This window comes from Enterococcus sp. CSURQ0835 (assembly GCF_902706605.1).
Lineage (GTDB): Bacteria > Bacillota > Bacilli > Lactobacillales > Enterococcaceae > Enterococcus_A.
Genome location: NZ_CACSLH010000006.1, coordinates 86,431 through 108,429 on the forward strand (window position 1 = coordinate 86,431; position 21,999 = coordinate 108,429).

The 21,999-nt window shown below is 43.8% G+C and carries 24 protein-coding genes; 4 read left to right on the top strand and 20 right to left on the bottom strand.

The window, feature by feature from the left end; all coding sequences use genetic code 11:
- Nucleotide 1 precedes the first annotated feature (1 nt).
- The 8 genes from rseP to rpsB all read right to left on the bottom strand — a co-directional run bounded on the left by rseP (nucleotide 2) and on the right by rpsB (nucleotide 7,221).
- Nucleotides 2-1,270: an RIP metalloprotease RseP gene (gene rseP / locus GVJ38_RS04195; RefSeq protein WP_159721920.1), complete on the bottom strand. Its 1,269-nt coding sequence runs from the start codon at nucleotides 1,268-1,270 to the stop codon at nucleotides 2-4.
- Between the two features lie 175 nt (nucleotides 1,271-1,445).
- A complete protein-coding gene (locus tag GVJ38_RS04200; protein WP_159721921.1) occupies nucleotides 1,446-2,237 on the bottom strand; it encodes a phosphatidate cytidylyltransferase in 792 nt (263 codons plus the stop codon).
- Entirely contained in the window at nucleotides 2,234-3,034 is an 801-nt protein-coding gene (locus GVJ38_RS04205; RefSeq protein ID WP_159721922.1) for an isoprenyl transferase, read from the bottom strand. Before GVJ38_RS04205 ends, GVJ38_RS04200 begins: the two co-directional genes overlap by 4 nt.
- Nucleotides 3,035-3,314: 280 nt before the next feature.
- Complete coding sequence (locus GVJ38_RS04210) at nucleotides 3,315-3,917, bottom strand: DJ-1/PfpI family protein (RefSeq protein WP_159721923.1); 603 nt, start codon at nucleotides 3,915-3,917, stop codon at nucleotides 3,315-3,317.
- Between the two features lie 128 nt (nucleotides 3,918-4,045).
- Nucleotides 4,046-4,603 (bottom strand): ribosome recycling factor, encoded by a 558-nt coding sequence (frr, locus tag GVJ38_RS04215; protein ID WP_159721924.1) that lies wholly within the window; start codon nucleotides 4,601-4,603, stop codon nucleotides 4,046-4,048.
- Nucleotide 4,604: 1 nt separating this feature from the next.
- A complete protein-coding gene (gene pyrH, locus GVJ38_RS04220) occupies nucleotides 4,605-5,327 on the bottom strand; it encodes a UMP kinase (protein WP_159721925.1) in 723 nt (240 codons plus the stop codon).
- 138 nt (nucleotides 5,328-5,465) lie between these two features.
- A complete protein-coding gene (tsf, locus tag GVJ38_RS04225) occupies nucleotides 5,466-6,347 on the bottom strand; it encodes a translation elongation factor Ts (RefSeq protein ID WP_159721926.1) in 882 nt (293 codons plus the stop codon).
- Between the two features lie 76 nt (nucleotides 6,348-6,423).
- On the bottom strand, nucleotides 6,424-7,221 hold the full coding sequence (gene rpsB / locus GVJ38_RS04230) for a 30S ribosomal protein S2 (RefSeq protein WP_159721927.1): 798 nt from the start codon (nucleotides 7,219-7,221) through the stop codon (nucleotides 6,424-6,426).
- Between the two features lie 282 nt (nucleotides 7,222-7,503).
- Here rpsB and GVJ38_RS04235 point away from each other — a divergent pair, with 282 nt between their 5' ends.
- A complete protein-coding gene (locus GVJ38_RS04235; RefSeq protein WP_159721928.1) occupies nucleotides 7,504-7,980 on the top strand; it encodes an arginine repressor in 477 nt (158 codons plus the stop codon).
- A 92-nt stretch (nucleotides 7,981-8,072) separates the two neighbouring features.
- Here the strand turns inward: GVJ38_RS04235 and GVJ38_RS04240 are convergent, their stop codons facing one another.
- The 4 genes from GVJ38_RS04240 to argF form a co-directional block, all read right to left on the bottom strand.
- Nucleotides 8,073-9,125 carry a BMP family lipoprotein gene (locus GVJ38_RS04240; protein ID WP_159721929.1) on the bottom strand — a complete coding sequence of 351 codons (1,053 nt, stop codon included), beginning with the start codon at nucleotides 9,123-9,125 and terminating at the stop codon, nucleotides 8,073-8,075.
- A 217-nt stretch (nucleotides 9,126-9,342) separates the two neighbouring features.
- On the bottom strand, nucleotides 9,343-9,606 hold the full coding sequence (locus tag GVJ38_RS04245; RefSeq protein WP_159721930.1) for a hypothetical protein: 264 nt from the start codon (nucleotides 9,604-9,606) through the stop codon (nucleotides 9,343-9,345).
- Between the two features lie 56 nt (nucleotides 9,607-9,662).
- Nucleotides 9,663-11,354: an arginine--tRNA ligase gene (gene argS / locus GVJ38_RS04250; RefSeq protein ID WP_159721931.1), complete on the bottom strand. Its 1,692-nt coding sequence runs from the start codon at nucleotides 11,352-11,354 to the stop codon at nucleotides 9,663-9,665.
- Nucleotides 11,355-11,620: 266 nt separating this feature from the next.
- Nucleotides 11,621-12,631 carry an ornithine carbamoyltransferase gene (gene argF / locus GVJ38_RS04255; RefSeq protein ID WP_159721932.1) on the bottom strand — a complete coding sequence of 337 codons (1,011 nt, stop codon included), beginning with the start codon at nucleotides 12,629-12,631 and terminating at the stop codon, nucleotides 11,621-11,623.
- Nucleotides 12,632-12,853: 222 nt separating this feature from the next.
- On the opposite strand from argF, the gene GVJ38_RS04260 reads away from it, so the two are divergent.
- Nucleotides 12,854-13,819: a nucleoside hydrolase gene (locus GVJ38_RS04260; protein WP_159721933.1), complete on the top strand. Its 966-nt coding sequence runs from the start codon at nucleotides 12,854-12,856 to the stop codon at nucleotides 13,817-13,819.
- 8 nt (nucleotides 13,820-13,827) lie between these two features.
- Nucleotides 13,828-14,382: an ECF transporter S component gene (locus GVJ38_RS04265; RefSeq protein WP_159721947.1), complete on the top strand. Its 555-nt coding sequence runs from the start codon at nucleotides 13,828-13,830 to the stop codon at nucleotides 14,380-14,382.
- Nucleotides 14,383-14,440: 58 nt separating this feature from the next.
- Here GVJ38_RS04265 and tsaD read toward each other — a convergent pair whose 3' ends face one another.
- The 7 genes from tsaD to galE all read right to left on the bottom strand — a co-directional run bounded on the left by tsaD (nucleotide 14,441) and on the right by galE (nucleotide 20,940).
- A complete protein-coding gene (gene tsaD, locus GVJ38_RS04270; protein WP_159721934.1) occupies nucleotides 14,441-15,466 on the bottom strand; it encodes a tRNA (adenosine(37)-N6)-threonylcarbamoyltransferase complex transferase subunit TsaD in 1,026 nt (341 codons plus the stop codon).
- The gene (gene rimI, locus GVJ38_RS04275) at nucleotides 15,459-15,893 is read right to left on the bottom strand and encodes a ribosomal protein S18-alanine N-acetyltransferase (protein WP_159721935.1); all 435 of its coding nucleotides are present in this window, start codon (nucleotides 15,891-15,893) and stop codon (nucleotides 15,459-15,461) included. The genes tsaD and rimI (GVJ38_RS04275) overlap by 8 nt, the downstream gene beginning before the upstream one ends.
- Before the next feature lies 1 nt (nucleotide 15,894).
- Nucleotides 15,895-16,440: a ribosomal protein S18-alanine N-acetyltransferase gene (rimI, locus tag GVJ38_RS04280; protein WP_159721936.1), complete on the bottom strand. Its 546-nt coding sequence runs from the start codon at nucleotides 16,438-16,440 to the stop codon at nucleotides 15,895-15,897.
- Nucleotides 16,424-17,131 carry a tRNA (adenosine(37)-N6)-threonylcarbamoyltransferase complex dimerization subunit type 1 TsaB gene (gene tsaB, locus GVJ38_RS04285; RefSeq protein WP_159721937.1) on the bottom strand — a complete coding sequence of 236 codons (708 nt, stop codon included), beginning with the start codon at nucleotides 17,129-17,131 and terminating at the stop codon, nucleotides 16,424-16,426. Before tsaB ends, rimI (GVJ38_RS04280) begins: the two co-directional genes overlap by 17 nt.
- 159 nt (nucleotides 17,132-17,290) lie before the next feature.
- The gene (locus GVJ38_RS04290) at nucleotides 17,291-18,274 is read right to left on the bottom strand and encodes a LacI family DNA-binding transcriptional regulator (protein ID WP_159721938.1); all 984 of its coding nucleotides are present in this window, start codon (nucleotides 18,272-18,274) and stop codon (nucleotides 17,291-17,293) included.
- A 12-nt stretch (nucleotides 18,275-18,286) separates the two neighbouring features.
- A complete protein-coding gene (gene galT / locus GVJ38_RS04295; protein ID WP_159721939.1) occupies nucleotides 18,287-19,768 on the bottom strand; it encodes a UDP-glucose--hexose-1-phosphate uridylyltransferase in 1,482 nt (493 codons plus the stop codon).
- Nucleotides 19,769-19,944: 176 nt separating this feature from the next.
- Nucleotides 19,945-20,940, bottom strand: coding sequence for a UDP-glucose 4-epimerase GalE (gene galE / locus GVJ38_RS04300; RefSeq protein WP_159721940.1), 996 nt, complete (start codon nucleotides 20,938-20,940; stop codon nucleotides 19,945-19,947).
- Between the two features lie 210 nt (nucleotides 20,941-21,150).
- Between galE and GVJ38_RS04305 the strand changes: the two genes are divergently transcribed.
- Nucleotides 21,151-21,318 carry a DUF3042 family protein gene (locus GVJ38_RS04305; RefSeq protein WP_159721941.1) on the top strand — a complete coding sequence of 56 codons (168 nt, stop codon included), beginning with the start codon at nucleotides 21,151-21,153 and terminating at the stop codon, nucleotides 21,316-21,318.
- Nucleotides 21,319-21,400: 82 nt separating this feature from the next.
- Here GVJ38_RS04305 and GVJ38_RS04310 read toward each other — a convergent pair whose 3' ends face one another.
- Nucleotides 21,401-21,751, bottom strand: a complete 351-nt coding sequence (locus GVJ38_RS04310; RefSeq protein ID WP_159721942.1) for a DUF488 domain-containing protein — start codon at nucleotides 21,749-21,751, stop codon at nucleotides 21,401-21,403.
- Nucleotides 21,752-21,999: the final 248 nt, after the last annotated feature.

Here is a 21,999-nt window from a genome sequence, read left to right on the forward strand (position 1 = left end):
GTTAAAAGAAAAAGCGTTGGATATCATTCCATGTGACTAAGATCATGAGCACCATGATGAACACAAAACCGGCCATCGTGATCATGCCTTCTTTTTCAGGATCTAATGGTTTGCCTCGCACCGCTTCAATCAGATTCAACACGATCTTTCCTCCATCAAAGGCTGGAATCGGCAGCAAGTTGACGATCCCGAGGTTGACAGATAAAAAGGCCATCAAACTGATCACGGTAATGATTCCTTGACTAGCGGCTTCAGAAGACATCTTATACATCATCACCGGCCCGCCCAATTTATTCAAACTAAAACCAGTGAACAAACCACCCAGCGCTTTAAAGATTTGCACGAACATGTTGCCGGTCTGAGTAAACCCATACGCAAACTTATCCGCAAGGCCCGTCTTCATATAAGCTTGAATCCCGATCTGTCCTGACTTTTGACCGTTTGACTCAACAGTTCTAGGTGTGACCGTGATTTTCTTTTGCTGACCGCCTTGTTTGATCGTCATTGGGACTTTTTTACCGGGACTTTTGATGATCTCACTAGTCAGATCATCCCAGTTGCTGACTTTTTGATGGTTGATCGTCAGGATCTCCGCATTGCTTTTGATTCCCGCTTTAGCCGCTGGACTATCAGCTTGAACTTGTCCGATTTGATTCGTGTCGTAATTAGGAACGCCGCCTTGGACAAACGCCATAATGATAAACAACAAGATCGTCAATAAAAAGTTATTCATCGGACCGGCAAAATTCGTCAAGATTCGTTGACCGATCTTAGCTGATTGGAATTGCACATCTTTTGGTGCGATCCGCACTTCGGTTCCACTTTCTTCGATCACAGTTGCATCGTGTTCCACCGCATAGGTCATGGCTTTTCTTTCATCGCCGTTGATATAACCCGTCAGAGTCAACGTATTGGTCAAATCCGCTTCGACTAATTCCAGCGGGATACTATTAGGCAATTGGATCTTTTTGCTGACATTGATCCGTTGAACTTTATTGTCTGACGTCAATTCCACCGACAGCGGCGTGCCGGGATTTAATTCAGTCTCTTCATCTTCCAGACCAGCCATCCGCACGTATCCGCCGATGGGGAGGAGTCGTAATGTATAAGTAGTGCCATCTTTGCCCATATGAGCTAACAGCTTTGGACCCATCCCGATCGAAAATTCTCGAACTAAGATCCCTGCTCGTTTAGCGAAAAAGAAATGCCCGAATTCATGGACAATAACTAAAACGCCGAAAACGATAATAAATGTAATAATCGTACGCATAATTTTCCTGCCTTCATTATAATTTCAGTTTAAACTGATTCTATCACATTTCTTAAATCTGTCCCAATTTCACAACGAGTTTCATAATTTCTTATGAAAAAGGCGTTGCACCTCACGGACTAATCTTTCCAACAAAAAAAGCTGCAACCTTCTAGGCTACAGCTCAAACTTCGGTTTAAAAGACACCTAATAAATGCATCACTGGAAAGACAAACAACATACTATCAAATCGGTCTAAGATCCCGCCGTGACCCGGTAAGATCTTACCGGAGTCTTTCACATCATAATGTCGTTTGATGGCTGATTCTACCAAGTCACCAAATTGGCCGACGATCGAAAAGATCACCGTAAAGAGCATCATGGTCACTAAGTTTTGCGAGAATAGATTCGGTTGAACGATCAAAAAAATCACCGCGACGATCACGGCACATAAGATCCCGCCTAATGCGCCTTCCACCGTTTTATTCGGTGAGATGTCCGGCCATAATTTTCGTTTCCCGATCTTGCGGCCTACCATATAAGCACCGATGTCTGTCGCCCAAACGATGAAAAAGGCAAAGATCAACACGGCTAAACTATCGCGGCGCGCGGTGACGAGATTTTGAAAACCCATCCCGACATACAAACTGACTAAAACTGGAAAGCCAGCTTCATCAAACGTATACGTGTTTTTTGAGATCACCGAAAAGCCTAAAATGATCATGACTGTCAAATAATACAATAAGAAATCATTGCTTTCATTTAAAAACGGCAGCCATTGCGTCACTGGTAAGACCAGTACGACAGCACCGATGATCGACAGCACCCCTTCAAAACTTACGATCGCTAAATTTCGCATGCGGAACAATTCATACACTCCGACTGCAGCTAAGGCAGCCGCTGCGATATCTAACGTCAAGCCGCCCACATACAAGATCGGGATAAAGATGATCAGCGCGATAACAGCGGTAATCACTCGTTGTTTCATTTCTTCTCCTCCTCATTCAAACCACCGAAGCGGCGATTACGTTGTTGGAACGCGGCGATGGCAGCTTCCAAATGTTCCCCGTCAAAATCTGGCCACAATGCTTTGGTAAAATACAATTCGCTATAAGCCAATTGCCAAAGTAAAAAATTGCTGATTCGTTCTTCACCGCTCGTGCGGATCACGAGTTCTGGATCGCGCAAGTCAGCTGGCAAAAAACCCGTCATCAAATGATCGGCAATTGTTTTTTCATCAATCTGATCAGCGGCTAATTGATCCGTTTCGACCAGTTTGGAGATTTCTCGGACCGCACTGACGATTTCTGCTCGGCTGCCATAATTCAAAGCAAAATTCAAGATCAGCCCATCATTGTCTTTCGTTTGTTCCATCGCGTCTTCTACCGCTTTTTGAGTATGTTCTGGCAAATATTCTTCATAGCCCATCACTTTGACTTGAACGTTTTCTGCAATCAATTCGGGAACGAACGTATCAAAAAAATCCACCGGCAGCTGCATCAAGAAATTCACTTCATCAGCTGGCCGTTTCCAATTTTCAGTTGAAAAAGCATACAACGTCAGCACTTTAACGCCTAAGCGGTTAGCGTGTTTCGTGATTTTTTTGACGGTCTCCATGCCTTCTTTGTGCCCGGCTACCCGCGGCAAACGGCGATTTTTCGCCCAGCGGCCATTGCCATCCATAATGATTGCGATGTGTTTTGGCAAGTTACCGTCAGGATCAAATTCAAATTGGCTCTCATCCGGTGTATATTTTTCCTTTTGCGGGAAAAAACGCAATACCATGTTCTTCACTCCTCTTTACTTTGTTACGCTTAACGAAGCTCCAGCTTTTCTGAAACTATTTTTACAAAACATCAAAAGTATTATAACAGTAAAAAAATAGTTTTCCTATGAAATTTACGGCTATTAAGTTTTTTTCAACCTTTTTTCAGTCCAGCATTTCAGTTCAACTTCATTCAGCATACTCGAAAAAGCCAAAAAAGAAATCCGGCTTAAGCAGGAGAACGCAAAAAAAAGCAAGCCGCAACTTGCTTTAGTCTCAAACTTGGATCACGCTTTTTTTCTAATCAGCGGCTGGTTGGAACGGATCACCGTAACGCTTCACATATTCATAATAACCTAACCGATATAAATCCGTCTGCTGATTAACAGTTTCGGCGGGTAAAAAGTGGATCATTTTTAAAACGGCATTGCAAAATGCTAACGCTGCCGTACCATTTGCAGTAACTAAATGCTGATCGGTCACGACTTGTTGCTGACAAAAAGCTACAGGGTTTGTATACTTCGGAAAGTCTTGCCATAAAAATTGCGCATTTCCCGTGTGCTGGTAGCCACTTAATAACCCTTCTCGCGCTAAAAAGTCGACTGCTCCACAAATGGCTGCAACAGGTTGCTGCTTTTGCAATCGCTCCGCCACTAAATTTTTTAAAGTAGGAAGTTCGATCGTCCAAGAATTGCCGCCGATCAATACTAACAAATCGATTTCTTTTGGTAACTCAGGTAACACATAATCACTTTTAAGCGTAAAGCCACCGATACTTACGACTTCTTTACCAGTCGAAGCCGTCTTGATCTGCCAAGTAGGATCGCCATTTAGCAGACTTGACAAGTGGGCGGGTTCCCAATCTGCAAACTCATTTAATAAAACAAAAAGTGCTGTTTTCACTGAAAAGAACCTCTCTTTCTCTTTCAGGTTACCTTTGATCTGCGTTAAATTCAAGTACGAGGACATGGCTGATTTTACCGTAAAAAAAGAAGCAAGCCGCAACTTACTTCTTTTAGATAATAAACATCTTAGACTTCTAATAATTCTTTTTCTTTTTCAGCTACGATCGCATCGATTTTTTCGATGTTTTTATCCGTCAACGTTTGCACATCTTTTTCTGCATTGCGCAAATCGTCTTCGGTGATGTCGCCATTTTTTTGTTGTTTCTTATAATCATCCATCGCATCACGACGCGCGTTACGGACCGCAACTTTAGCTGTTTCAGCTTCTTTTTTCACTTCTTTAGCTAACTCTTTCCGACGTTCTTCAGTCAATTGTGGAATCACTAACCGAATCACCGTACCATCATTAGCTGGGTTCAAGCCGATATCACTAGCCATGATCGCTTTTTCAATCTCTTTTAACGTAGTTTTATCAAATGGTGTGATCATGATGACCCGTGCTTCTGGGATCGCGATGGAAGCCAATTGATTGATCGGTGTTGGTGCACCGTAGTAATTAACCGTGATCCGATCTAGTAAACTCGCGTTAGCTCGGCCGGCTCTGATCTGGCCAAGTTGGCGTTGTAAGGCTTCTTCTGCCTTTTTCATTTTGTCAGTCGTTGCAGTCATAATTGTATCTGCCATGTTATTTCCCCCTCACAGTTGTTCCGATATTTTCGCCTAAAACGACGCGTTTAATATTACCTGGTTGATTCAAATTGAAGACGACTAATGGGATATCATTATCCATTGAAAGTGAGCTAGCTGTTGAATCCATGACTTGTAATCCTTTGGCGATCACATCTAGATGCGTCAATTCATCATACTTCACTGCATTCTCATCTAATTTAGGATCAGCTGAGTAGACACCGTCGACATTATTTTTTGCCATCAAGATGACATCTGCATTGACTTCAGCAGCCCGTAAAGCCGCAGTCGTGTCAGTTGAAAAATAAGGATTGCCCGTTCCGCCGGCAAAGATCACGATCCGACCTTTTTCTAAATGCCGTTCCGCTTTACGACGGATATAAGGCTCTGCGATCTGCCGCATCTCAATCGAAGTTTGTACGCGTGTTGGCACGTCGATATTTTCCAGCGCATCTTGCAAAGCTAACGCGTTCATCACCGTTGCTAACATGCCCATATAGTCGGCTTGCGCACGTTCCATTCCCATCTGCGCACCGATCTGACCGCGCCAAATGTTACCGCCACCGACGATGATCGCCATCTCGACGCCTAAATCGTGGACTTCTTTGATCTCTTCCACGATATCTTTGATCACAGGTGGATTGATCCCAAATTTTTCTTCACCAGCTAACGCTTCGCCACTGAGTTTCAATACTACGCGTTTATATTTTGGTTCGTTCATGTTTGAATTCCTCCACTGTTTGCTCTACTGCTAGTTTAGCATACTTTGTCTTTGAAACCAGCCAAAACATCTGTTTAAATCTTAAAAAAAGGGAGCGCACAGCACTGTGCGTTCCCGACTGTCCATGCAGACAGAAATTTATTTTTTGATTTGGCTCATAACTTCTTCAACAAAGTTATCTTCGCGTTTTTCGATTCCTTCGCCGACTTCAAAGCGAACGAAAGTTTCAACTTTTGCGCCTTTTGAAGCTACATATTTTTCGACGGTCATATCAGGATCTTTAACGAATGGTTGGTCAACCAAAGCGATTTCTGCTTTGAATTTGTGCAAGCGACCTTCTACCATTTTTTCAACGATTTTAGCTGGTTTGCCTTCGTTTAAAGCTTGTTCAGTTAACACAGCTTTTTCGTGTTCTAATTCTGATTCAGGGATTTGACTTTCGTTGACATAACGAGGGTTGATCGCTGCCACGTGCATCGCGATATCGCGCGCAACTTCTTCGTCCGTCGTGCCGTCTAAAACAGTGACAACTGCGATGCGTCCGCCCATGTGTAAGTAGCCGCCAAATGCAGCGTTATCGCCTTTTTCCAAAACTTGGAAACGACGGAAGCTGATTTTTTCACCGATGACTTGAGTTGCTTCGATCAATTCGTCTGCAATCGTCCCTTTGTCCGTTTTGATCGCCATCGCTGCATCCATGTCAGCTGGTTTGTGTTCAGCGACTAAAGCTGCGATTTCTTTAACTAATTCTTGGAACATTTCATTTTTAGAAACGAAGTCTGTTTCTGAGTTGATCTCAACGATTGCTGCTGTATTTCCGTTAACGGCAACAGAAGCTAAACCTTCTGCTGCAACGCGGTCATTTTTCTTCGCAGCTTTAGCCATTCCTTTTTCGCGTAAAAGATCGACTGCTTTGTCCATGTCGCCTTCTACTTCAACTAATGCTTTTTTCGCATCCATCATCCCGACACCAGTTGCGTCGCGGAGTTCTTTTACCATTTTAGCTGTTACGTCTGCCATTTTGGGGCCTCCTTAATTTTTCTAAAAAAGCTGCTTCAAAGTAAATAGGCTTTTTCTTTGAAGCAGCTAGGATTTCTTATTCAGCTGATTCAGTAGATTGGTTGTCGCCTTCTACTACATCAACGATTTCTTCGATTGAAGTTGCAGTTTCGCCGTTTTCAGTTGCGAAATCGTCTTCCGCTACTTGATCTTCACCTTGGTTACCTTCGATGAATGCATCAGCCATTTTCGCTGTGATCAATTTCACCGCGCGGATCGCATCGTCATTTGATGGGATCACAACATCGATTTCGTCTGGGTCACAGTTTGTATCGACCATGGCAACGATCGGAATATTTAATTTGTGCGCTTCTTGAACTGCAATACGTTCTTTACGAGGGTCAACGATGTACATTACATCTGGAATGCGAGGCATATCTGCGATCCCGCCTAAGAATTTTTCAAGACGTTCACGTTGTTTGTTCAAACCAACGACTTCTTTCTTAGGTAGTACATCAAATGTACCATCTTGTTCCATCGTGTTGATTTGTTTCAAACGAGCGATCCGTTTTTGGATCGTATCCCAGTTTGTCAACGTTCCACCTAACCAACGATGGTTAACGTAGAATTGACCAGCGCGAGTTGCTTCTTCTTTGATTGCTTCTTGGGCTTGTTTTTTCGTCCCAACGAATAATGCTACACCGCCATCTTCGGCTACATTTTTCATGTAGTCATAAGCTGCATCGACTAATTTAACTGTTTTTTGTAAGTCGATGATGTAGATTCCGTTCCGTTCTGTGAAGATATATTTCTTCATTTTTGGGTTCCAGCGACGTGTTTGGTGACCGAAGTGGACGCCGGCTTCTAGTAATTGTTTCATAGACAATACTGACATGTGTGTTTCCTCCAATAGGTTTTTATTTTTCCCTCTCCTGTTCCTTAAAGCTCACGGACCAGACTTTAAAAAAAGCACCTTGGCCGCAATAGTTCAGGATGTGGATTTGTGGGCAGTCTTCCTGCACACAATTAGTAATTATAAAGGAAATAATGCTAAAAAGCAACCATTTTTTAGTTTCCACTCAACTCCCGAATTTTTCAATAAATATTACTAAAGCACCGCTAAATTTTCCAAGTTCTGCTATAATCAGTGTATAAAAATCAATTAGGAGAGTCTTTTATGCGTAAAAAAGAACGCCATGAACTGATAAAAAAAATTATCCGGGAAAATCCCATCCGCAATCAAAATCAACTGATGGAGATGCTTAACCAAGCGGGAGTCTCCGCAACACAAGCCACCATCTCACGGGATATCCGTGATTTGAAGATCGTCAAATCCATCGATTCGACTGGCGAGCCGCGCTTTGAATTATTCCAAAGCCCCAAAGATGAACAGAGTCAAGATGAAGATACGAAACGGTTGATCCGTATGATCGAAGAAGTGATCGTCAAAGTCGATCAAGTTCAATTCATGACCATCATCCACACCTTACCAGATAACGCCCACTTATTTGCTTCAGTCTTAGATGATATCCATAGCGAGGCGATCACCGCGACGATGGCTAGCTTTGACACGATCATCGTGATCTCAAAAACTGAAGAGCAAGCCGCTTCTGTTGTCGAATTTTTAAAAGATCCGTTACAGCATTCTTTATAGACGAAAAGCCCCGCCACAACGTATTTTGTGGCGGGGCTTTTTTCAGCTATCTAGCGCTGGTTGGCTAGACTGTTCGTTGATTTTTCGCCCGTTTATTTTTCTGGCACGATTAATTTGCCGCTGATGATTTCAGCTTGCGCTTGTTGGACGGCTTGATAAGCTTCTGCCGATAGATTGCCTCGAGTGACTTCCACACCTTTTTCTTTCAATCCGACGACGACTTCTTTGCCACCAGGAAAATGATGCGCTTTTGCAGCTTGCGCGATTTTTTCGACTACCGTACCGACATTTTTCTTCGTGGAGGTTAAGGTGAAATTACTTTTTTGTCCGTCTTTTGCAACATATTCGCCTTCAGCAACTTGATCGCGATCAACACCGATCACCCACACTTTAGCGTCGGCAATTTGATTTTCATTGCGCGCTTTGGCCTCTTGGAAAACACCTGCACCGGTGATCCCAGCGGCTTGGTAGATCGCATCGGCGCCATTTTCATACATGGCAGCGGCGATCGCTTTTCCTTTATCCGGCGAGTCAAAAGAAGCGGCATATTGGCGATCGACTTTGATCTCTTTGTGTAACGCCGCGCCACCAGCTTTTACCCCGGCCGCAAAGCCTTTTTCAAACCGCGCGATCACCGGCCCTTCCATCCCACCGATGAAACCGACTTGATTTGTTTTCGTCGTGTAAGCTGCCGCCAGTCCCACTAAATACGCACTCTCGTGATCTTTGAATGTTGCGGAAGTGACATTTTTCATGCCTTTGATCGACCCATCGACTAAAGCAAAATTCAGTTGCGGATTTTTTTTAGCAGCTTCTTTGATTTCTTCTGCTTGTAAATAACTCAAGTTGATGATGGTATTGAACCCGTTTTCCACGGCTTTATTGACGTTGGTCATATTGTCTTGCGGTTCGTTGGTTTCGATATATAGATAATCTTGATTTTTTTTGAGTCCGTGTTTTTTGCCCCACGCATCCAGCCCTTCCCAGCCAGATTGATTGAAGGCGCGATCGTCTACTCCGCCAAAGCCTAAGATCAACGCGATCTTCACTTTTTGGTGCTGGATCGTTTTACCATTGGAGGTGGAACACCCCGCTAACAAAATGAACAACGTGGCAGTGACCACTCCTAAAAAAAACTTTTTCACTTTTTTCTACTCCTGTCATGACAGATTTAACAGAGTGAGTATAGCATAAGCAGAACTGTCATGACAGTTAGAATTAGATGAAAATCCGATTCGATCACGTTAGCTTTTCAAATTTTGCCAAAGGTCGTTGCTAAAACAGTCAACACTTTTTTACGATTTTTCAGTCAGCCGTTCAGAAATAGCACTTCATTTTTTACCATACAAAAACTCAGACCGACTAAAGCCGATGATCGTCGCCAATTTGACTGGATCTAAATGATATTTTTCCCCATAAGTATTCAATCTTCGCGCAAACGGTCATGTATCTAACTTTTCCCCCAATCGCAATCGTTACTAAGAGTAAACAAAACGCGGCGACTTTCCAATACCACGCACGCGTACTAAACAAAACCCGATAAAATGGAAATCCCACACCTAAACTCATCAGCCCGCCAAATAAGAACGGCTGACAAAAATGATTGCGCTGCTTATTTTGACTCACGACCCGCGCTCCTTAAAAAAAGAAGCAAGACCCAAATCGGCCTCACTTCTTTTAAGTTACATTTTATTCGGTGCATGAACTCCGAGTAAGCGCAAATCTTCTTTTAACAGTGTCGTCACGGCATAGACTAACGCTAACCGCGCTTCTTTTTGATCGTCTTCAACTAAGATCTTCGTGTGCGCGTAATATTTATTGAACGCTTGGGCAACTTTGATGGCGTGTTTGGCGATCACAGATGGTTCGTATGTTGCGGCGGCTTGCATCACTACCTCAGGATAGCTTTGCAACAGTTTGATGATCTCCCAGCTATCCGCGTCGTTTAACGCATACAATGTTTCAGCTGCTGGCACAAAACCGGCTTTTTCTAAGATCGTCATCGCCCGCGCATGGGTATATTGCACGTAAGGTCCAGTCTCGCCTTCAAAGCGCACGACTTCTTCTAAGTTGAAATCAAAATTATTCAAGCGATCGTTTTTCAAATCGTGGAAGACTACGGCTCCGACACCGACTTGATGGGCCACTTCGTCTTTGTTTGGCAAGTCAGGATTTTTTTCAACGATCTGCTGTTTGGCTGATCGGACCGCTTCATTCAACACTTCTTCTAATAAAACGATCTTCCCTTTACGCGTCGATAATTTTTTCCCATCTTTTGTGATCAAGCCAAATGGCACATGATAAATATCATCCGCCCAGTCAAAGCCCATTTCTTTTAAGACTGCTTTTAACTGTTTGAAGTGATTGCTTTGTTCGTTGCCCACGACATAGATGGATTTGACGAAATTGTATTCCCGTTTGCGGTACAAAGCCGCAGCCAAGTCACGCGTGATATAAAGTGTCGCGCCATCAGTTTTTTTGATCAATGCGGGATTGAGATCATAAGCGGTCAAGTCGACGATTTCTGCACCTTTATCTTCTTTTAATAAATGTTTTTCTTCCAATAATTCCACGACTTCTGCCATCTTGTCGTTGTAAAAAGCTTCGCCGTTGAAAGAATCAAAGTCGATCTCTAACATTTGATAGATTTTGTTGAATTCTTTTAGCGATTCGCTGCGGAACCACTGCCATAATTCGATCGCTTCAGCATCATCTTCTTCTAATTTTTTGAACCACGCCCGCGCTTCATCATTTAATTCCGGTTCTGTTTCAGCTTTTTCGTGGAAATCAATGTACAAACGCAATAATTCTGCGATCGGATCAGCTTTGACTTTAGCTTCTGAGCCCCACTTTTTATAAGCTACGATCAATTTCCCAAATTGCGTGCCCCAGTCGCCTAAGTGATTGATGCGGATCGGATCATAGCCGATCTTTTCTAAAATAAACCCGATCGAATTACCGATCACCGTTGAACGTAAATGGCCCATCGAGATTGGTTTCGCGATATTTGGTGAAGACATATCGATGGGAACGGCACCGTGATTGCCGATCGTACTATCCCCATAATGATTTTGTTCTTTCACGATTTGTTTCAACACGATACTGGAGATCACTTCTTTGTTCATAAAAAAGTTCAAGTAAGGGCCGACGACTTCGACTTTTTCAAAACTTGTCGGATCGATTTTTTCCGCTAATTCACTGGCGATCTGTTGCGGTGCTTTCCGATAAACTTTTGCTAAGGCAAAGGTGGGAAACGCCACATCTCCATGGTCGGTTGATTTGGGATTTTCCAATAATTGTCTGACTTCTTCTAATGGTAAAACTTCTTTGACTACCTCGTATACGGCTTTAGCGACGATTTCTTTATTATTCATCCTGTTTCCTCCTTAAACTGAAACGCAAAAAAAGTCCCTGATAACTTATCAGAGACGAGAATTCCCGCGGTACCACTCTTGTTGTCTAAAAGACCACTTTGCTATAACGGTAGCAGCCGTCTGCTGTTTAAAAAGTGCGCCCTCTATTTTTGTTTATTCGGCTCTCACCTGCCCGAACTCGCTGAAAAACAGCCATAGACTTCTCTTTTTAACAGATCTTCTATTCGTGCTTTTCATAGTACCAAAGAAAACAGGATTCGTAAAGACTAGACCTTAGGAATAAACAAATTCCCTAAAGTCGCTGCCATGATGGCTTTGATGGAATGCATCCGGTTTTCAGCTTGTTGGAATTGATGGGCGTAGGGAGCATTGAAAACTTCATCGGTCACTTCCATTTCAGTCAAACCGTATTTTGCTTGGATCTCTTGAGCCACCTCGGTATTCAAATCATGAAAAGCTGGCAAGCAATGTAAAAAGATCGCGTGACTACCCGCTTGATCCATCAACGCTTGATTGACCTGGTACGGTTGCAACAACTTGATCCGCGCTTCATACTCACTTTCTTCTCCCATTGAGACCCAAACATCAGTATAAACGACATCGACGCCTTGCACCCCGGCGGTAATGTCTGAAGTGATCACTAATTCCGCGCCGGATTCAGCCGCTTTTTGTTTTGCCAAGCTTTGGATCTCAGCGGATGGAGCTAAACTTTCCGGGGTGACGATCTGAACGTTGACCCCTAAGATCGCCCCAGTCACTAAGAGTGAATTGGCCATGTTGTTCCGACCATCTCCCACATACGCAACCGTCAAGCCAGCCGTTTTGCCAAAAATTTCTTTGATCGTCATAAAGTCGGCGATCATCTGTGTCGGGTGCCACTCATCGGTCAACCCATTCCAAACGGGTACGCCAGAATATTTAGCTAAGGATTCCACATTTTTTTGCGAAAAGCCCCGGAACTCAATCCCATCGAACATACTGCCTAAAACTTTCGCAGTATCGGCTACGGATTCTTTTTTCCCTAACTGGATATCATTTTTACCTAAATATTCAGGGTGTGCACCTAGATCGATCGCCGCCGTCGTAAAAGCAGAACGCGTCCGAGTCGACGTTTTTTCAAACAACAGCGCGATATTTTTGCCGGCTAAATAGTGATGGGGGATATTTTTTTGTTTCAATGCTTTCAGATGGATCGCAAAATCGATCAAATACTCGAGCTCGGCTTTTGTGAAGTCGATTTCTTTTAAAAAGCTTTTTCCTTGAAAAACTGAATTCATGTCGCTCACTCCTGCTTTGTATATTTAAACATATTATCGCTTAAAATATTTATTTTTATACATTCTACTCGATAATCAGAAAAATTACAACCATGACTAGCCTTTCCACTTAAATTCCTCTATGATAAGAGCGTGCATTTAAAATCGAGGGGGACCTCGGACTGGTTCGAAAACTTCCCAGGATAATAAACTAAGTATCTCAAAGAAAGGAGATTAGAGAAAATGCAAAAAGTCATTTTAGATTGCGATCCCGGAATCGATGATGCACTCGCCATCGAATTCGCTTTAAAAGCTAAAGAACTTGATGTCATCGCTTTGACGATCGTTTGCGGAAATGTTCCGACTGAATTAGGCGTAGAGAATGCGTTTAAAGTTTTAGAGCGTTGCGGCCGCTTAGACATTCCCGTTTATGCTGGTGCGACCCAGCCGTTGCAAAAAAAATTCATTTCCGCCCAAGATACCCACGGCGAAGATGGATTAGGTGAATCAGGGATCAAACGCCAAAGCATCGTCCAACCAGCCGGTGATGCGATTGCTTTTTTAGCGGAATTTTTCAGCACAAAACAAGCAGTCAGTGTGATTGCTCTAGGCCCTTTGACTAATATTGCTCGAGCTTTACAGCAAAACCCGCAACTCGGCAGCAACCTCGAGCGTTTTGTTTCAATGGGCGGCACCTATAAAAGTCATGGCAATTGTTCCCCAGTCGCTGAATTTAATTATTGGTGTGATCCTCATGCGGCGGCGATCGTCTATGAACGATTAGGCTGTCCGATCGAAATGGTCGGCCTAGATGTGACTCGTGAGATCGTCTTGACGCCGAATATTTTAGAATACTGTTTGCGAATGGCACCTGAGACAGGGAACTATTTACGGCAGATCACACGCTTTTATTTTGATTTTCACTGGACCCACGAACATTTATTGGGCTGTGTCATCAATGATCCGTTAGCTGTCGCGTATTTTATCGATCCGACATTATGTGGTGGCTTTGACAGTTACGTGGCCGTTGATACGACTGGCCTCAGTGAGGGTCAGACCTTGGTCGATGCGTATGATTTTTGGCAAAAACCAACTAACACGAAAATTTTGACTTCCACTGATCCAACCCGCTTTTTCCAACAGTTTTTGACCGTCCTTTTAAATGCACCAGCCAAAACACTTGCGGCTGACTCCCATTTATTAGGATAGGATGAACGATTTTGAAAAAAACAACTAAAACTTTAGTCATCATGGCGCTTTCGATCGCCTTAAATATCGTCGTTGGAAATGTCGTTTTATTGTTGAAATTACCGATTTATTTAGATACATTAGGCACGATGTTAACGAGTCTTTTATTTGGCCCGATCGCCGGAATGAGCGTCGGCTTAGCCAGCGGCGTGATCACCGGTGTCACCGCGGATCTGTACTCCCTTTACTTTTCACCGGTCCAGATCGCAGTCGGATTGATGACTGGACTGTTATTCCATCGCCAAGTAGCTTGTCCTTTTTGGCTCAAAGTCTTAGGTGTGGCACTGCCAGGCACTTTAATTGCCAGCAGTATCACCGTCTTATTATTTGGCGGGATCACCTCATCTGGCTCTAGTTTGATCGTTCAATTGTTGACCGGTCTTGGTCTCAATCAAACGCTGAGTGTCTTTTTGATCCAGCTCGTTACCGATTATGCCGATCGCTTCATCGCGCTAAGTTTAGTCCTAGCTACTGTGCGTTTGCTGCCCGGTTACCGAAAACTCGTTACCCCCAAAAATAAATAAGCCAATCAAAAAGTCCAGCAGTCAAAGCGGTTTTAACCCACTGACTGCTGGACTTTTTTTATAATACGCGTTCAAAAGCTAAACTGGGATCAGCATTTAAAGCTAAAGACGCTTGGTGGTGTTTTGCTAATTCAACATGCGCTGCCGCCCCGATCATCGCGGCATTATCACCGCATAAACGTAGTGGCGGGATGATCAGTTCCACCGCCGGTAAGGTCGTAGCTAATGCTTTTTGCAATTCATGCCGCAAGCCTTGATTTGCGGCCACTCCCCCGGCTAAGATCACTTGTTTCACGGAATACTGTTGGCACGCCCGCACTGTTTTGGTCACCAAAACTTCGACGACACTTGCTTGAAAACTAGCGGCTAGATCTGCCCGGTCCAACGTTTCCCCGCGTTGCTCCGCATTGTGGACTAAGTTGATGAATGCACTTTTCAAACCGCTAAAACTAAAATCGTAATTGTCTTCTTGTAACATCGCTCGAGGAAAATGATACGTATCTTTTCCGGTATGTGCTAATTCATCCAACGCTTTGCCACTAGGATACGGCAAACCCAAGACTCGGCCGACTTTATCGTAAGCCTCACCGGCAGCATCATCGCGGGTCTCACCGATGATCTCATACGCGCCATCTTCTTGCATATAAACTAATTCCGTGTGCCCACCGCTGACTAACAGCGAAAGCAATGGAAAGCGCAACGGTTGGACTAACCGCGCAGCATAAATGTGTCCTGCCATATGATTGATCGGTAGTAGCGGCAATTGATGCGCCCACGCAAAGGCTTTCGCTGCACTCAAGCCGATCAATAGAGCACCGACTAAGCCAGGACCATACGTCACGGCTACCGCGGTCAACTCTTTTGGTTCGATCTGAGCTTCAGCTAACGCATCTTCTAAACACAACGTGATCTGTTCGACGTGATGCCGACTCGCAACTTCCGGCACCACTCCGCCAAACCGCTTATGACTTTTGATTTGTGATGCGACGATATTCGACAAGATCTTTTCGCCATTTTCGATCACGGCGACACTCGTCTCGTCACAACTTGATTCGACAGCTAAGATCAATTCTCGTTCAGACATCTTTTTCCCCTACTTTCAAATTCATGACCCAGGCATCTTCAGTTGGCTCATGGTAATAATTTTTACGAACAGCTAGCACATCAAAGCCAAATTTACGATACAAGTGTTGTGCTTTGAGATTGCTGGCTCGGACTTCTAAAAAAATTTGCGTGGCTTTCGTTTGTTGCGCATGCACCAGTAGTTTAGTCAGCAATCGACTAGCTAAACCTTGCTGATGACAGGCCGGACACGTTGCGACATTAGTGATCTCGATCTCGTCACAGACTTGATGAATGCCTAAAAAAGCCAACAGTTGCTCATCATTTCGCTCACAAAAATAATGACTGTGGCCCAACGCCAAGTCACTTGCAAATTGCTTTTTCTTCCACGGTGAGCCTTTGGGATACGCCTGTTGACTGACGTGCCATAACTCTTCTGCCAGTTCCATCTTATGCTTCCTTTAACACTTTGATCATCTCAAGTGCATCTTCTTTATTTTCAGTGTAATAGTTATGACGAATGCGATGAGATTCAAACCCCATTCGTCGATACAAACGCTGGGCATCTCGGTTACTGACGCGAACTTCCAGCGACATTTTCGTACAGCCATTCATTATAGCGAATTTTTCCACTTCGTCAATCAAAAAACTGCCGATGCCACAGCCTTGGCTTTCTGGCTTGACGGCGATATTAGTGATATGACAATCTTCTCCGATCACGCGGCCGCCGATAAAACCGGCGATCTGCTCATGATGGACTAAACAAATATACAAATGAACGATCGGGGAGTGGATCTCCGATAAAAAAGCGCTTTTCGTCCACGGCGTCTCACCGTGGTACACTTCTCGTTCTAGTGCAATCAACTCTTTGACATCTTCATCACTGATCTCACGCACAACATAGCGTTTTCCAGCTAAGACTTGTTCTTTGGTTGGGTAAAGAAATTTTTTCGTTCCAAAAATAGCTCGGGCTAAACCGCTAAATTTTTTCAACATAATTCTCATCCTCGGGGTGATGGGTCTTCAGCCATTGCTCTTCTGCCTCCACTTTTTTCAAATAAGCCGGTACAAAATTTTGGATATCCGTCGCAGCCGGAGCTACAAAGCCTAGTTTGCCTAATTGCGCAGCATTGGGTAAATTAAGAAAATCGGTCGTTGTGATCTCCGCTTCCGGCAAAGCGGCGGTGATCTGTTCACTGAACTTTTGCGCATCGCCCACAAAGATCGCAGGCTGATCGATTTGCTTCAATAAATCAGCTAGCGCTTGGTGCTGATCTTTTGCCACTAGTTGCAACGTGCCATTGACGTTACGGTAGATCCCGCTATAAACATTGTTGCGACGCGCGTCAAACAGTGGCACGATCCATTTGTCCGTCAGCACATTGGCTGCGATCGTAGCTAAACTGGAGATGCCCACTAACTCGATCTTTAAAGTATCCGCTAAAGTCTTAGCTGTCGTCACGGCGATCCGGATACCCGTGTAAGAACCGGGACCTTCTGCTACTACGATCCGTTCCAGATCACTTGGGGCTAACTCGCAGGCAGCCATCACTTGATCGATAGCCGGCATCAAAGTCAAACTGTGATTGAGCTTCCGGTTCAATTGAAAATTCGCCAACACGTGGTCATCTTCTAATACAGCGACGGCTAGTGTTTGATTGGAAGTATCTAGAGCTAGTATTTTCATAAAAATTTCCTTTCTCCGTTTTCAGTTATCCACATTTTACCACAAAATTCGGCATTTGATTAGAGGAGACTGCGACGACCAAAAATAAAGAACGATCCAACCACTTTTTGGTTGGGATCGTTCTAAAATCTCGTTCGCCACAGCTTGATTCAGTTTCGTTTAATCTGCTGAATCTCGCAAAACAAGCTGCGTACCTAACATGATCTTGCGTGGGACGGGAGCGGCTTCTTTAACTAAGCTCAGCATCGTCTCCAATGCCAATTCTCCCATCCATTCAGTTTCGACTTTGACCGTCGTCAAGGTCGGAAAAACATATTTCGCCACACTGACATCATTGAAGCCGATGACAGAGATGTCTTGAGGGATCTTCAGCCCAGCAGCTTGCAACGCTTGCATCGCACCGATGGCCAGCGCGTCACTAGAAGCAAATAACGCCGTCGGTAATTTTTTCTGACTAGCTAAAAATTCTGCCACTGCTTTTCGACCGGCTTCCACCGAAAATTCAGCACTGAGATGGAATTTTTCATCGTAGAGCTTCAATTGATTCAACTTTTGTTTAAACGCCACGAACCGCGGATCTTCAATCGGTTTATGATTGTGTTTCGTATACTCCAAACCGGATAAGATCCCGATTTTTTCATGTCCTGCTTGGATAAAATGATCAATGACCAAATCAACGCTTTGATTGAAATCTACTACCAGCGAATCTACACCTTGACTCATGGCATCAAAATCCACGAACAATAAATGCGGGTCGACTTGTTTCAACTGTTTGATCTGAGCCGCGTCAAATTTTCCCAATGCGATCGTACCGCTTGTTTGAAATTCGGTCATCTCATCTAGCGCTTCTCGTTTGATCTGGACACCTAATTCTTCCGCTTTTTTTTCGATCCCTAAGCGAATCGCCAAATAGTAAAGATCAGCCAATTCTTCTTCGGCATCGTACCATTGGACTAAGCGAACGACGGTTTTTTCCGGCTTGATCGTCTTTTTATGTTTCGTATAATTCAATGCTTCTGCTACTTCAAAAATCTTTTGCTTGGTTGCTTTACTGACGGATAACTCTGGATCATAATTCAAGACCCGCGAGACCGTCGCCGGTGAAACACCTGCACCTTTTGCAATATCACGGATCGTTGCCATCAATTGTTCCTCCTATAATGTTTGAATGAAACGATCAAATGCGGCTTGGCCGGCTGCATCGCGTTTAAAGACTCCAGCATCTTCTAATACGCGCGCAAAGACTTGACCCACTGCTTGTTGCACGATTGTGGTCACATTTTCTTTAGTAACAGATTGTTTAGCTTTTAATTCATCGGCCCACGCCACATGATAAGCAGCGATCTCATTTGGTTCGTCTAACAAATAGCGTTCCACTTCTTTTAATTCGGCTTTCAGGCGTGGCGGTAACACTGCTAACCCCATCACTTCGATCAATCCGATATTTTCTTTTTTGATATGTTGGACATCTTGATGCGGATGGAAAATCCCATCTGGAAATTCTGCAGACACATTATTGTCCCGTAAGACCAAATCTAATTCATACAGCTCACCGTTTCTCCGAGCGATCGGTGTCACGGTGTGATGCGGTGTCCCATCTTCTGTCTTAGCAACTACTGAGACACTTTCATCAGAATACTCGCGCCAAGCCGTTAAAATATGCTCTGCCGCGTCAACTAAAGTAGCCGTATCTTGGCCTTGTAAGCGGATCACAGACATCGGCCATTTGACGATACCGGCAGTGATTGTGGCAAAGCCTGGTAAATCAAAGCGGCGTTCCATTTTCGCTGTCGCCATCGGAAACGTGTGCCGTCCACCTTGATAATGATCATGGGATAAGATCGACCCCCCCACAATCGGCAAGTCCGCATTCGAACCGACGAAATAGTGCGGTAAGACCTCAATGATCTTCAGCAAACGTTTGAAGGTCGCACGACTGATCTTCATGGGACGATGCTCTTCAGCTAACACGATACAATGTTCGTTGTAATACGCGTAAGGCGAATATTGGAAGCCCCAGCTCTCCCCATCTAAATTCATTCGAATGATCCGGTGATTCGTCCGTGCAGGATAATTCAAGCGGCCTTTATAGCCTTCATTTTCCATACACAACATACATTTAGGATAATTGACTTGGACTGCATTGCGTTCAGCCGCAATCTGTTTAGGATCTTTTTCTGGTTTAGATAAATTGATAGTGATCTCTAAATCACCATATTCCGTCGCAACGGGAAAAATAATATTTTGAGCGATCTCACGCGTTTTGATATAGTTATTTTCTTTACTCAACTGATAAAAGTAGTCCGTTGCTTGTTCTGGATCTTTCGCGTATTTTTCCGCAAAGATCGCATTGATCACAGAAGGCGGCGGAGTCATAAGATCCGTCAATTGCGCTTCTAAAATATCTTTTTCAGCTTGCAGCTCGGTGATCACACCATTTTGGATGGCTTGCGCGACTAACTCTTCCGCTAATTCAACAGCTGGTTCATCCACACAACGAATGTCAGCGGCTTCCAATGAATCTTCTCCGATCAATGCGATCACTCGATTTTCTAAATACAAGCGATCTAGTTTATTCCAGCCTCCGGTTTCGATGGCTAAGGTGATAAAATCTCTGACTGTTTGACTGATTGACATGCTGTTCCTCCTTGTTTGATTGGCTGCTCGCAAATTTTGCACGTTAGCATTCAAGCTGCTAACACTTAGCGACTAAAAAGCTGGTTGCTCAAAGCTTGGCTGTTGCGCCATAGTTTGAACGTCCAGCTACTTGTTTGCTTTGACTAAGCTTCCGTTAAAAACGGTGCTTGTTGGGTTTATTTTTTATCATCGTACCCTTTAGGATGGCTGACATGCCAATTCCAAGCAGTCTCGACAATCGCTTTGATGTCGGTGTATTCCGGCTTCCAGCCTAAAATCGTTTTCGCTTTATCACTAGCAGCCACTAACGTACTAGGATCACCTGCCCGGCGCGGTCCGATCTCAGCCGGGATTTCTTTTTCCGTGACTAGCCGTGCAGCGTCTAACATCTCTTTTACTGAATAGCCGTTATTTGAGCCAAGGTTGAACGTATTGCTTTCGTTACCGGCTTTCAAATATTCCAACGCTAAAATGTGAGCTTGAGCTAAATCTTCTACTTGAACGTAATCCCGAATGCACGTGCCATCTGGTGTGTTGTAGTCATCCCCAAAAATCGTTAAATGATCGCGTTGACCTAATGCGACTTGTAAGATGATCGGAACTAAATGCGTTTCTGGATCGTGATCTTCTCCGATCGTAGCGTCGGCTTTAGCACCCGCAACATTGAAATAGCGAAGTGCCACATAGCGCATCCCGTATGCTTGGTCGCACCATTTCATCATTTTTTCCATCATCAATTTGCTTTCGCCGTAAGGATTTTTCGGATTAGTGGGTGTCGTTTCAGCGATCGGCGACACTTCAGGTTCCCCATACGTGGCAGCTGTTGAAGAAAAGACGATATTTTTTACGCCAAATTCTTCCATCACTTCTAATAAGTGTTCCATCCCGACCACATTGTTGTTGAAATATTTCAACGGTTTTTCCACTGACTCTCCGACAAGTGAGCTAGCGGCAAAATGCACGACGCCTTCGATTTTTTCTTGTTTGAAAACAGTCCGCATAAACGCTTGGTCCCGACAATCACCTTCGTAAAATTTAGCCGCTTCGTGAATCGCTGCTCGGTGCCCAGTCAATAAATTATCCACGACCACCACTTCATACCCTTGGGTGATCAAACGATCGACGGTATGTGATCCAATGTAGCCTGCGCCACCTAAAACTAAAATTGCCATCCTTCTTTTCGCTCCTTTTTCACTGTCCTGATTCGTTCCAACGTTTTTAGTAAACAAAGTGTACTATATTTACTAAACACATGCAAGGGTTTTCTTGCTATTCATATAACTTTAAATTTTCGCGTTTTTCATTCATAATAGAGATATAGTGATGAGAAAAACTGTTTGAATCACTGATAGCTTTTGACTTTAATCAAAGGAGTGAGCAAGATGCGAAAATTTGCAACAGGTTTTTTAAGCGGCACCGTGGCAACTGCGGCGTTAGTAGCCGGCCTAGTGATGGGTGTCAAAAAGAAAGTGATCGACCCGATCGATCAACAAGAATCAAAAATCGACGAGAATCGTAAAAAAGCGCAGCGGAAACGAATCGCTCGTTAAGAAAAATCAAACGAACTCGTTTAAGCTTAAGCCATAAAAAACTGGATCGGTTTTCCGATCCAGTTTTTTTGTTTACTAAATTTTATTTTTCTAACATTTCCTTTAAGATCACCGCTTGATTATGTTCATGATCTTTTGCGCCATAAACGAGTGTGACGACATCGTGTTCTTTCACCCAAGCTTGCAATTGTTTAAATGCGTCTGCTTCAGGTCCAGCCGCGATCTCTTGTTGGTAGCGGGTCTTGAATTCTGGAAATTTTGCTGGGTCGTGCCCGAACCATTTCCGCAGTTCCGTTGTCGGTCCTACTTGTTTCAACCATTCATCTAAATGCGCTTTTTCTTTTGAGACACCTCGCGGCCAGATCCGATCCACTAACACTCGGAAGCCGTCACTGTCTTCTGCTGTTTCATATGCTCGTTTTAATTTGATCATTTTTCTCACCTCACCTTTTAGTGTAGAGGCTTTTTTTGTTTTGAGCAATCAATAACCATTTGAAAACGATCCGCAACTAAAAACGAGCCCGGATTGACCGAGCTCGTTTACGACTTAATCGCACTAGTGTTGCAAAGAACTTCAAATCATTAAAAGCATTGCTATAAAGCTATTCATGTACAAAAAAATCCTTTATACTGTTCTCGGATGACTTATCCAAGACCAATAAAAAGGACCTACGCATGGAT